Consider the following 12,734-nt stretch of genomic DNA (forward strand, 5'->3'; position numbering starts at 1 on the left):
GCATATTTCACAAAAAAATATTTTAATAATAAATAAACACTCGAAACTTATTATAACATATCAGTATTATTCTTCCATCTGTTTTTTTGTAAATTTTATGAACTTCACTTAATATCTCAATGAATCCTAAGATGAAAATATGTAGCAAATCCTAAACATGATCGCACTGTATTAGTAGATCGTGATAGCTTCGTTAGAATTGTTTTCCTCTGCAAATAAACGTTGGTACGGGCCTTCTTTCGCTTTTATCTCATTAGGTGATCCATGATCCACAATAGCCCCCTGTTCCATCACAAAAATGACATCTGCAATTTCTGCTGTTTGCCTTTGATGTGTTACGATCATCACCGTACGTTGCCCCTTTAATGCACGAATCGCTTCCCGCACACATGTTTCTGAATGTGAATCTAGAGCAGACGTAGGCTCATCAAATAAAACAATGGGAGCTTTCGATAGTAAAGCCCGGGCAATGGCAATTCGCTGGCGTTGTCCTCCTGATAAACGTACCTTGTCCTCTCCAATTCGTGTTTTGTATCCATCAGGTAGCTCCAGTATAAACTCGTGCGCAAATGCCGCCTTAGCTGCGTCAACAAGCTCTTCCATTTCTGCATCTGGTCTCCCGAATCTAATATTTTCTTCAATCGTGCCTTCAAATAAATGCGGTTCCTGAGGAACGTAGGCTATCAATTCCCTCACCTGTGTAAGCGTGTGAGCTTTTACGTTTTTAGCAAAGTAATAAATATCCCCTTCCGCAGGGGGATAAAATCCTAAAAGCGCTTTTAATAACGTACTTTTACCAGAACCACTTGTTCCGACAACCGCAGTTAGTTCACCGGCCCCAACCGAAAGAGAAACATGATTTAATACCTGATTCATGCCGCGTTGTAGGACAACATCGTGTAACGAGAATGCCTCGGTAGATGAGCAACTTTTGACATGATTGGACTGTTTTTCAGATTTTTCACGAGAGATGACCAGATCAATTTGTTCAACAGGGTGATTCAATAGACCATACACTCTAGCTGAGCCCGATAAGGAATGTTGCAGGGAAGCAATAATTCTGCCAAACTCTAGGAAAATAAACACCATAGTTGTCTGTAACTGCACTAGTTGTCCCAAGACACCTAATTCATTTTTGGTATAGATAAACAACCCAACAACTAACATACCGCCGAACATCACAAAACTAAACAAAAAATTGATAGCATCTAATAGCCCTGTCTTAAAACCCTGACTATTAGCGGTTTGTGTTAGCTCCTTATTTGTATCAGCTAGATCCTCTCTAACCTTATTCCCGGCAGAAAAGGTTTTAATAATAGGCAATCCTTCTATAAAACCGGCTATCTTTGCTGTTATTTCTCCCAATGTAGCTTGAAGTCGATCATTTGTCTCCCTCAACGGCTGAACAAACCGAATATTTACAAACGTGATGCCAAGTCCTAGCACGATAAAAATGAGAGAGAATCTCCAATCCATGATCAGCATTGTGGTAGTTACCATCACCAAAGTCATCACATTTTGCAAAATATTGCGCATACTTTCTCCATATGCCTCTTCCATGTTGTGTGCATCGTTAATGATACGTGATACCATTTCACCAGGATGATTAGCTTCAAAATAAGAAACGGGCAGCTTGGTAAGATGTTCGTACAGCGTTACTCTAATATCGGCCATCGTCTTTTTTATGATTCGTTGCAGACTATAGTGAATAAAAGGAACTGCTGCACTAAAAAAAAGAAAGGTTAGACTTATCAGGATGGAGGATCGAACCAATGACTCTACGCTGCCATTAACTGATGCCGTAATTAGTTCGTTGAGCGCAAAGCTGATCGCGACTGGTAATGCCCCCATGATGGTGCAGTCAGCCAGTAAAGCGAATAGATAAGCCCGCCGTCGTGATTTTAGAAATATTAGCATATCCTTCCATTCCAAATAGGCCTTTTGAAGTCCGTGTAATCCCATTGTATTCCTCCCATTTACTTCACTGAAAGGCTAGGCTGTATGAGATAGTGATCCTGAACCTGTGGATCGTAGAGCTTTCGATACAATCCGTTTGCCTTCATTAATTCGCGATGGGTTCCCCGTTCTACAATATTTCCACGATCCAACACCCAGATTTCATCACAATGTCGAATGGAAGAAAAACGATGTGCCACCATCACAACGGTCTTTTTTTCTAAAAGCTTTTTAAGTCCTTCATGGAACAAAAGCTCTGATTGAGCATCCAAAGCCGAAGTAGGCTCGTCCATGATAATAAAGGGCGCATTCTTTATAAAAGCGCGGGCAATGGCTATCCGTTGTTTTTGACCACCAGATAATTGGAAGCCTCCCTCACCCACAACAGTTTGATAACCCTGGGACAATCCGGAAATAAATTCATGTGCATTCGCTAGTTTAGCTGCTTCTACAATTTCTTCAAGGGTTGCATCTTCTTTTCCAAAGGCAATATTTTCTGCAATCGACTTAGAAAACAAAAAGACATCCTGTGGGACATACGCAATAAAGGATCGAAGCGAAGCGATATCCCAATTTTGTGAATAAGAATTATCGCCTTTGACCCGGAAGTGTCCCGTATTTGGAACATAAAGGCCGCAAAGTAGTTTCACAATCGTTGATTTTCCGCCTCCGCTTGGCCCAACAATCGCGATATGCCTGCCCGTTTTTAGCTCAAAATTTAAATGATGTAACACGGGAGGTTTTTGTTCATCATATGTAAAGGAAATTTGGTTGAATTGTAAACAAAAATCTTTCGCTACATGATCCTTAGGTATCTCTGTGAGAATGATTTCCTCTTCAGGTAAAGACAGAATCTCCCCCGTACGTCTATACGATCCTAGTGCTTGTTGAAATTGAATGATTAATTCGGGAAGCACTGAGACTGGCTGTATAATATGCCCCAAGAAATAAATAAAGGCGATTAACTCCGCTGGTTTCAATTCCTGATGGGCAATTAGATATGCTCCAAACAGAATACAAAACACCAGCGGACTTGACATAAATATAATATGCAGCGGATTTAGCCAAGCATGTCTGCGTTCAATTTTTAAATTCAGATGTAGCATTTGTTCAATTGCCGTTTTGAATCTTCGAAAGAAAGCTTCATATAAATGAAACACTTTAATGATTGGAATTCCTGAGATAGTATCTTTCATAATAGAGGCTGTACGACCGACCTGCTGTTGTAGTTCGTAGGAGTAGGCATTTAGAGGTTTGCTTATCATAGCTGCAAAAAGTAATGCAAATGGAACCAAAGACAAGCTAAAAAGGATAAGTTTCCAGCTAATCAAGAAAAGGTAGACAAAAGCAGCGATAAACATAAGAGGCTCAATGATTAGTTTTGGAAAGTGTTCAGTCAAAAATCGTTGTACAATCGTTAAATCATTGGAGAATCGGGATAAAAGATCCCCAGTGCTGTATTTTTCTACAGAGGCAAAGGAAGCACGCTCTAATTTTTCGGCAAAGCGATTTCGCAAATCTCTGATAATGGAAGCACTAAATTTCGTAGACAACCATTTCACAAAAAAGTGAGCAATCATCCCGATCATGACACAAATCCCAAACACATACAATAAAGTGCTCATATGATCCTGAGTGTCAACGATAGAATACGAAACCATCTGCTGAATATTGTATCCAATCACAACTTCTACAAGAACAGCTACAATGCTACAGATCACAATTAGTACCAGTAAATACCAATATGTAAAAATTGTTGCTACTATTTTTCCCCACATTGATTCTTGTAATTGACTACGTATTCTTTTTATCAAGTTGTTCTCTCCCCAAGATTTCCCTGATTTTTGTTACCTGTAAATAAGAGTACACTATTTTTTAGTAGTTGTTTAGTTAATTTTTTACAAACCTTCTTCAAATTTTAAATTAAGCAATTTTTTATACCTACCCTTCTTTCCTTTCAAAAAGGTTTATTGGTAAAAAATAGTTACCTAATGTTAGTAATGTTGCATAGTCGTAAAGTTGGCTAACTCAGATTAAGGGGAGGATGTTGGCAAAGAAGGTTTACTTATCGTGCCTATGCTTGTTTCATTATTTGAAATTTGATTCTCTCGGTCATGCGCCTTTTCGTCACAAATTATTACCGGCTTCATCCAGTTGAAGTAGAACATATTTATAGAAGATAACGAAAAAGAACAGGTTTTCAAGCTTCTTTGTAATCAAGCATGAGTGCGGAGCAGATTTGTCACATATATAATCTTGTTCGTATTACAGGTCATCATGGAAAGCTGTATGCCGGGAAAAAAGTGGAAGTCTACTCGTAACAAAATAAGCTAATATGCCAAAAAAAGCCCGGCCATCATACCAAGCTTCTCGACGTGAACAAACTCTCATTTCTTTATGACCTGTTATGGGTTTGTTTTTATATTGCATGCTTTAAACCATTCTTTACTTATAAAAGAAATAAAAGAAAATTCCCAAAAAAATAACGGTGCATATGACGTAAAACATTGTTAATCTGGTCAAATTTCTTTTTGTCTTCGTACCATAATTATGATCCTTTGGCTTTATCCCTACCAGGATAGTCCCAATGGCAGCTACCAATACGATCAAAAAAATGAAAGGTATGAGATAAGTCATTCGTTTCAACTCTTTCTGCCGTTTTATTTATCATAACTCATGATCGTAATAGTCGCGACCATCCACTTTCCGTTTATTTTGCCCATCCAGTTCATTAAGCTTGTGATCACTTGTTTGATTTCTTTTGCTTCTATTGTTAATAGATCGAGTCTGACCACTAAAAACGATGGAAAGACGCCCTGCCTTAGCTATATAATTGAAAAGAGGAAATGTTGAGTGAAAGGGGTAGATTATATGATACCGAAAGACGATTTACTATCAAATTTCGAAGGTGTTCGTAAACGAACCTTGAAATCTTTAGCGGTAATACCTGAGCAAGTCATCGATTGGCGTCCAGACGATCACAAATTTTCTTTTGGTGATATCGTCCGGCATTTGGGCTCTGCAGAATTAATGTTTTATCATGCGATTATACATAATGAATGGAAGTATTGCGGGCATGAACCCGATAAAGGTCGGAGTATGGAGGAAGCTATCGGTTATTTACAGAATTGTCACAACACTGTTCTGACAGGTCTTCATCAGTTAGAGCCTGAGCAACTAACCAGAAAGGTGAAAAACCTCTTAGGCTATGAAGTCAGTGCCTGGAGAATCATAATGGCAATGGCTGAACATGAAATTCATCATCGAGGTCAGCTTTCTGTATACATGCAGGTAAATCATATTGATCCCCCACAAATATTCGGCTTGAAAATCGAGCAAGTCCCTGACCCAAGAGATTAGAAAGTGTTATTCCTTAATAATCTGATACCCTCGTAGGAAAATAACGAAATGAAAAATTGAGGTTGCTATAGCATTGTCTTTTCCATCTCAAAAAAAAAGACATTCCCACCAGTGCAATTACAGCCGACTGAGGAAACGTCCTTTGTTAAACCATATAAGTTGATAAAATGACAGCACATTCCTAGCCCCAATTCATCTTGTAGCCTCTTCATCAAACAAGCTCTCACTTACCTGCTCTCGCTTTTTCTCTAAGCGCAAAAGCCTTTTTTCATACATTTCGCGTTCTGATTTATTCCTTTGCCGCAGATATGACGTTTTCTTTTGCCAGCGCTCGAAGGCCATTTTGGTATACGCATATGCCTTGTCATATTCTTTTAATTGATGCTCACAAATCTTGGCTACCTCGATACAAATCTCTTCAGTACCCCATTCTTTGTCCTGTAAGCAGGCATCATAGCAATAAAGAGCCTTACCCCATTCCTTTTGACGCTTAAATATATGTCCTAGCGCAGCTTTTGCCCGCCCAGCATAAGGATGCTTGCTACGAGCCACTTCCTTGTAATGTGACAGAGCCAATTGCTCTGATCCGATCGCCTCATACCAGCGTGCCACCTCATATCGCTCTTCCATAGACATCGTAACAGACTCTGCAGACAACAGCATATAAGAGATATGAATATAGAGGGTAATAAGGGATAGTACATCCACTTCATTATGCTGAAGCACACCAGCAATATGTTCTGGATTCTGCTCTCTGACGTATTCAAAATATAGCATTGGGGCTAGTGAGCCAGGTATGTCTTCCAAGCGCCTGATTCCTAGCTTTTGTTGTTCTACGATCGACAAGCGACAAGAAACGAGTTCATTTTTCCATAGTCTTCTCGCCCCATGTAACAAATCGATGTGACCAAACACAGGTAAGGCTGGCACATCGTTTCGTACCAGCGTATGTCGTGTTTTTACCTGAGGCCAATCAAACGCTTTTCCATTATAGGTGACAAGTTGCTTGGATTCTTTTACATCGGCTAAAAATGACTGATACAACGTAATTTCCGAAAAAGGATCGGTTAAAAAATGCTGACGAACGACCACCTCGTCCTGTTCCCATTTACTATAACCCAATAAGAAGATGGTATTACCCACCCCACCATGTAAACCAGTTGTTTCTGTATCAAAGAATAGTAAATCCTCTGGTTGTTTGTTAGCAGCAGACAGAGGATGCTCTAGGCCGCTTTCGTTCCATTTGTCAATAACATCAAGTAACGCCGAAAATTCATAGTTCCCATGAATCATGTCTAAGGGATAACGAACTTCTCGTACCATAGCGTACTCCTCTTCGCCAAAGAATGGTTTGGCTTGAAGACGTCGCCACGTATCTGCATAAGGTATCTGGATTTGAGGTGATTCATAAACGTTTCGTTTACAGTCCGACTGCTCTGGTCTTTGTAAGCTGGAAGCGGATATATCACTCTGTTGTTTGGACTCTGCCTGCTTTTCCTGCCGATCTGCTTGCTCGTTATTACTTTCGAGTGTCAGATGCTTTTTCATTCGTTGCAATTTATTTTTAAGAGACAAACGCTACTCCCCCTTGCGCCACTCGCAATAGAGATAGTGCTAGCTCTTTTCCATCCCGCTCCACATAGCCAATACACGAAGGACATCCCGACGCACATGGACATGAGCTAATCATCTCTTCTGCTTTAGCAAGGATGGTTTCCATCTGGTGATACACCTGTTCGCTAAGGCCAATGCCACCTGGATATCGGTCATAGAAGAATATCGTTGGTTGATTCGAATGAACAGCTTTTCTCTGTGAGATCACGTGCAAATCTTTCGGATCACACATCACCCATAAAGGAGCAACGTGTTGCAGCACATGTCCTGCCCCAACCAGCCCAAGCTCTACTTCCTCTTGACCAATCGTTTGTAAAATAGATTCCGGAAAACTAATCCAAGCTGCATTCGTGTGCAATTCTTCTTCTGGTAAATGTATCGGCCCTGATCCGATGTTCTCATGGGTCTCGAACTTAATTTTTTTAAAAATCGTAGCCATCGCATTAACCGCTACTTCCCCATAAGCCAATTCAGTCTCGTTCTGCTTCCGTGCAAAATCTGACTCTAGAACCTTTAACTGGACCGCTACATTCGCATCTGTGTAATAATCGACCTTCACCTCGCGAATATAGGCCTTTTTCTCTTCATAATCCAGCTTTTCTACTTGATACTGCACTCCCTGATGCAGATAAATCGCTTCCTCATGCAGCAATGTCATCGAACTGAAACGATCCATTTCTCCAATGACCTTTTCCTGTCCACGCTCGGTAATATCGACAATCACCACATTCTCCTGTGAAGCAGAGCGCAAGCTGATATTATGAGCTGGAAAAGAATCGTTCATCCAGAACCACTTCCCCTTTGAGAAGTGCAAGATCTGCTCCTCCGTTAAAAATTCTAGAATTTCTGCTATTTCTGCCCGCCCAAAAGTATCTCCTGTCGTAAAAGGCAGTTCATATGCTGCACACTTCATATGATCCACAAGAATGATTAGATTGTCAGGATTAATACGAGCTGACTCCGGATTTCGTTCAAAGAAATACTCTGGATGCAAAATAATGTACTGGTCAAGTGGAGAAGAGCTTCCAACCATAACCACGACAGACTCATCCTGCCGACGTCCGGCTCTTCCTGCCTGCTGCCAGGTACTAGCCACGGAACCAGGATATCCTGTAATCACACATGCCTGTAATTGGCCAATGTCTACACCTAGCTCTAGTGCATTTGTGCTAACCACCCCGACAATATCACCTTGTCGCAATCCTCGTTCAATTTGTCTCCTTTGTGTTGGTAAATATCCGCCTCTATAGCCTTGAATTGTTTTGGGCCCCAGTTTTTTTCGAATCAGCTCCTGTAAATAGGTCAAAAGTATCTCTACACGCACACGGCTTCTCGCAAATAAAATTGTTTGGACTCCATTTGTTAGAAAAGTAGATGCTATGTCCCGCGCTTCTAATGTTGCACTCCTACGAATATTTAGCTGATGATTTACAATAGGTGGATTGTAAAATATAAAATGCTTCGTTCCTGCCGGAGCTCCATTGTTATCTACAAGTTCCATCTGTTCCTCTGTGATTTGTTCTGCTAATTGCACTGGATTCGCAATAGTGGCAGAAGTACAAATGAATTGTGGATGAGAACCATAATATGCGCATATACGTTTTAACCGTCTGATCACATTGGCAACATGGCTTCCAAATACACCGCGGTAGGTGTGTAGCTCATCAATTACCACATATTTCAAATGTTCAAAAAAAGCGACCCATTTCGTATGGTGAGGCAGGATCGCAGAATGTAGCATGTCCGGGTTTGTAATGACAATATTACCGGCCTTGCGGACCATTTGCCGTATAGCAGCAGGCGTATCACCATCATAGGTCTCCGATTTAATGCTTAGTCCCATATCATTGATCAATTCATGTAGCTCACTCTTTTGATCCTGAGCAAGGGCTTTAGTAGGAAACATGTATAGTGCCCTCGCTTGCGCATCATTAGCCAACGTTTGCAAAATTGGCAGGTGGTAGCACATGCTTTTTCCTGAAGCGGTTGGAGTCACAGCCACAATATGCTTCCCATCCTGAATATGGCGAAAGGCTGTTGCTTGATGTGTATATAAAGATGAAATCCCTCGTCTACTCAACGCTTGAGCAATCCGTTCATCTATTTGCTCTGGAAATGGTACTACCTGTGGATCGCGAGGCGGAATCGTTGTCCAGTTAACGATGTTTTGTTTCATCCGCTCATCAGAGCGAAACTCTTCTAAAAGTTCCGCCATGGTTTTCTTTCGTAACATGTATTGATCACCCTCTTCTTTTCTATTGTACGTAGAGTGTCAAGGTGAAAAAAGCTCTCTGACCTTCCTGATATGTGCAGATTTCGCTGATTAGAAAAAGCTAAAAGCTAACAATCTTTCTCTTCAGACCGATCGCTAGCTTTCAATGAACAATATATTGAGACTCCTCATACTCGACGACGAGGTCTATTCTGTCACATTTTTACCCATGCCCATTCCACTTAACACATCTGCTACGGTTTTGTTTGCCAATTCTTGCTCCATCGCCTGCTGGGCACCTAAAAAAACATCAGTCAGGGTGTGTTGAATCTGCCTTCCGATTGGACATGCTGGATTGGGCTCCTCATGAATTGCGAATAGCTCATCAGGGCTTTGTACTGCTTTGTAAACATCAAGAAGAGTTATTTCTTCTGGACTTTTGGTTAACGTCGATCCTGGGGACCCGACCTTAGACTCTATCATTCCTGCTTTTTTTAACATGCTGCTAATACGGCGAATTACTACAGGATTTGTATTAACACTCCCAGCAATATATGCTGATGTAGCCTGTCCACAGGGAGTGGAGGCTACTATTGAAAGGATATGAATAGCTACTGCAAAACGACTATTTACCATCTGCGTTTTCCCCCCTATTCTATGATTAGATAGTCGCTACCCCTACTTTATACCTTTTTTGCCACAAAAAAAACACCTAAAAGATATACCTCAAGGTACATGGAGAGGGTAGCATTCAAACAGACTCTGTCCTTGATGAACATGATCGGTTTCCTTTATCTTTTAGGTGTATTCTTTTACACAAATAGCATGACTACCTTGTATAAACATGCTGACAACAGTGCGGTAATCGGCATAGTGATTATCCAAGTAAACACGATCCGTCGTGCTACTCCCCACTTTACGTCTTTCACACGCTGTGCTGATCCTACTCCCATAATGGATGAAGAGATGACATGTGTTGTACTAACAGGCAAGTGTAGGAAAGTAAATCCAAAAATGATAAAGGCTGACGACAAATCTGCTGCCGCACCGCTAACCGGTTTCAATTTGGTAATTTTGCCTCCAACTGTTTTAATAATTCTCCATCCGCCTACCATGGTACCAAGTCCCATTGCTAATGCGACAGAGACACGAATCCAGGTTGGAATGTCTGTAGTTGTCTGGAAGCCTGCTGTGATCAAAGCCATCGTCATAATCCCCATGGTTTTTTGTGCATCATTAGTTCCATGGCTAAATGATTGCAAAGCAGCCGTCATGATTTGAAGAATGCGAAATCCCTTGTTCGTTTTAGCCAGATTAGAATTGCGAAATACTACCTTGAATAAGGACATAACTAAAAATCCAATAATCAGTGCTGCAACAGGGGAGATGAGCAATGCTTCCAATATCCGAATAAACCCTGAGTAATTTAAGCTCCATAAACCTTCTGAAACGATAGCAGCACCAGCAATCGAACCAACTAGCGCATGGGAAGAACTACTAGGTATGCCATAGTACCAGGTAATTAGATTCCAAGCTATCGCACCAATAAGGGCGCATAAGAGGACGATCGAACCATTTTCAAGAGAAAAAGGATCGACAATATCTTTTGTAATGGTTTGAGCTACACCTGTAAACAATAAGGCACCAAAAAAATTCATCAATGCTGCCATCACAATTGCTACTTGGGGAGGCAATGCTCTTGTAGAAACGGAAGTGGCAATCGTATTGGCTGTATCGTGAAACCCATTAATAAAGTCAAAAGTTAAACCCAGGATGATGATGCAAACCAAAATAAAAAGTACACTATCCATCATGGAACCCCTTTTCTTTAGACATTTCTCATGATGATCGTTTCCAGTGCATTGGCTACATCCTCACAGCTATCTGCAACGCCTTCGAACATCTCATAAATCTCTTTATACTGCATAATGGCAATCGGGTCTTTTTGAGAAGCAAAAAGCTGACGAATACTTTTATCTAATACGGCATCCGCTTTTGATTCTAGATCGTTTATTCTTACTACATAAGGATGAATCTCGTTCATTTTCTTTTGGAACAACAGATCGGTCGCTCCTGCAATCTCCTTAGTAGCTGCCAGCAATAGAATCGTAAACTCCTTCATGTGCTCGTCCCACTTCTGGATATTATAAATCTCCAAGCGAGAGGAAAGCTCCTCAAAACCATCTAGTACGTCGTCTAGCTTCACAGCCAATGCCAAGATGTCTTCGCGCTCAATAGGTGTGATAAATGCCTTGTTTAACTCCATAATTACTTTATGTATGTGTGTATCTGCCTTATGCTCGTAGTCTTTCATGACACTAGAGAAGGTAACCAGATCTCCATCGTTCTTCTCAGGAAATTGAGCAAAATACTGAGCAGACTCCTCAATTATACTTACAATCTGGCTTAACGTACTAAAAAATTTATCGTCCTTTGGTCTAAAAATCATAAATGCTCCTCCTCTTTCTCCAAATCTCGTGCAAAACTATTCAGAAGGAGTCCCAGGTGATATCCCTCGGATGAATGTGTTTATAGTATGGTGCATTATTTCTTGCTCATTCAACGTAATTAACGAACGACACAAACTGAATCGCATAAAAAAGTAGCCCGTCGTGAGACAAATAAATAATTCTGCCGTAGCAACACAATCAATATCAGCTATCTTACCCTTTTCCTTCATTTTAGCAAAATAATCAGTCAACATTTGTTTAAACTGATTTGGCTGGATCGAGATTTTTTTCACAAGCTCAGCAAACACAGTCGGGTCACGAAAACTAATTGAAATAATATCCTGCATCTCAGTAAGTTGCCGCAAAAAATATTGGCCGATATGTAACAGGTCCACTTCCAGTTCCCATGTGAAGTAATCTCTTATGATGTCCATCTGAAAAGTGTGCCTTTGCACGATCATTTCCATAATTTTGTCTTTACTGCCAAAGTTCCTAAAAATCGTCACTTCATTGACTCCGGCTTTTTCGGCAATTGCTTTTGTAGTCGTAGCTCTGTAGCCCTGTTCCTTTAACAAGTCTATCGTAGCCTGCAGAATTTTATCATTTGTCGATTCTTTCCTCATCTCTTTTCACCCTAATTTTATGAATGCAAGCACTTACTTGCAAAGAAAAGTATAGTTCACAGACAGAACAGATGTCAATTTGTTAGAAAACTTAGCTGTGTCAGAAATGAAAAAGATAGAATCGGCTTTTATACAAACAGCTTTTTCCTCCTCAAAATAGTCTTCGCGGGCTCCGAACCTATTCCCTTTGTGTTGATTGGTGTGTTTTTTTCTGCATTATTACAAACCTTCGTTCGTGACAAAACTGTTTGACACTGGACACCTAAGCACCCATTAATAGCTATCCCTTTCGCTACCCTGCTAGGATTTATTTTTCCTGTCTGTGAATGTGCCATTGTACCAATTGTGCGCCGGTTGATTCATAGAGGTATGCCTGTTTATGTGGGAATGGTTTTCTTATTAGCAGGTCCAATCATTAATCCTGTTGTGATGGCAGCAACATATACAGCATTTCCTATTGATCCGCAGATGGTATGATATCGAACGCTGTTTGCCTTTATCGTTGCGACAGTGGTAGGT

9 protein-coding genes and 1 pseudogene are annotated in these 12,734 nt (G+C 40.6%); 2 read left to right on the plus strand and 8 right to left on the minus strand.

Going from position 1 to position 12,734, the window contains the following annotated elements; translation table 11 throughout:
• Window positions 1–171: 171 nt before the first annotated feature.
• On the minus strand, window positions 172–1,962 hold the full coding sequence (locus O0550_RS15720; RefSeq protein ID WP_258426783.1) for an ABC transporter ATP-binding protein: 1,791 nt from the start codon (window positions 1,960–1,962) through the stop codon (window positions 172–174).
• Window positions 1,963–1,976: 14 nt separating this feature from the next.
• Complete coding sequence (locus O0550_RS15725) at window positions 1,977–3,770, minus strand: ABC transporter ATP-binding protein (protein WP_258426784.1); 1,794 nt, start codon at window positions 3,768–3,770, stop codon at window positions 1,977–1,979.
• Between the two features lie 1,057 nt (window positions 3,771–4,827).
• Between O0550_RS15725 and O0550_RS15730 the strand changes: the two genes are divergently transcribed.
• Window positions 4,828–5,316, plus strand: coding sequence for a DinB family protein (locus O0550_RS15730; protein WP_258426785.1), 489 nt, complete (start codon window positions 4,828–4,830; stop codon window positions 5,314–5,316).
• Window positions 5,317–5,508: 192 nt separating this feature from the next.
• On the opposite strand, the gene O0550_RS15735 is transcribed toward O0550_RS15730, so the two are convergent.
• The 6 genes from O0550_RS15735 to O0550_RS15760 form a co-directional block, all read right to left on the minus strand.
• A complete protein-coding gene (locus O0550_RS15735; protein WP_258426786.1) occupies window positions 5,509–6,891 on the minus strand; it encodes a ribonuclease H-like domain-containing protein in 1,383 nt (460 codons plus the stop codon).
• Window positions 6,881–9,163 (minus strand): DEAD/DEAH box helicase, encoded by a 2,283-nt coding sequence (locus O0550_RS15740; RefSeq protein ID WP_068792338.1) that lies wholly within the window; start codon window positions 9,161–9,163, stop codon window positions 6,881–6,883. Before O0550_RS15740 ends, O0550_RS15735 begins: the two co-directional genes overlap by 11 nt.
• Before the next feature lie 186 nt (window positions 9,164–9,349).
• Window positions 9,350–9,778 carry an Rrf2 family transcriptional regulator gene (locus O0550_RS15745; protein WP_003336305.1) on the minus strand — a complete coding sequence of 143 codons (429 nt, stop codon included), beginning with the start codon at window positions 9,776–9,778 and terminating at the stop codon, window positions 9,350–9,352.
• 176 nt (window positions 9,779–9,954) lie between these two features.
• Window positions 9,955–10,953 (minus strand): inorganic phosphate transporter, encoded by a 999-nt coding sequence (locus O0550_RS15750; protein ID WP_003339551.1) that lies wholly within the window; start codon window positions 10,951–10,953, stop codon window positions 9,955–9,957.
• 17 nt (window positions 10,954–10,970) lie between these two features.
• Window positions 10,971–11,591, minus strand: a complete 621-nt coding sequence (locus tag O0550_RS15755) for a DUF47 domain-containing protein (protein ID WP_258426787.1) — start codon at window positions 11,589–11,591, stop codon at window positions 10,971–10,973.
• Window positions 11,592–11,627: 36 nt separating this feature from the next.
• Window positions 11,628–12,215, minus strand: coding sequence for a TetR/AcrR family transcriptional regulator (locus tag O0550_RS15760; protein WP_003336302.1), 588 nt, complete (start codon window positions 12,213–12,215; stop codon window positions 11,628–11,630).
• 273 nt (window positions 12,216–12,488) lie between these two features.
• On the opposite strand from O0550_RS15760, the pseudogene O0550_RS15765 reads away from it, so the two are divergent.
• A pseudogene (locus O0550_RS15765) lies at window positions 12,489–12,692 on the plus strand (permease); the annotation flags it as partial.
• Between the last annotated feature and the right edge of the window lie 42 nt (window positions 12,693–12,734).

The organism is Brevibacillus halotolerans, assembly GCF_026891775.1.
In the GTDB taxonomy this organism is placed as follows: Bacteria; Bacillota; Bacilli; order Brevibacillales; family Brevibacillaceae; genus Brevibacillus_B; species Brevibacillus_B halotolerans.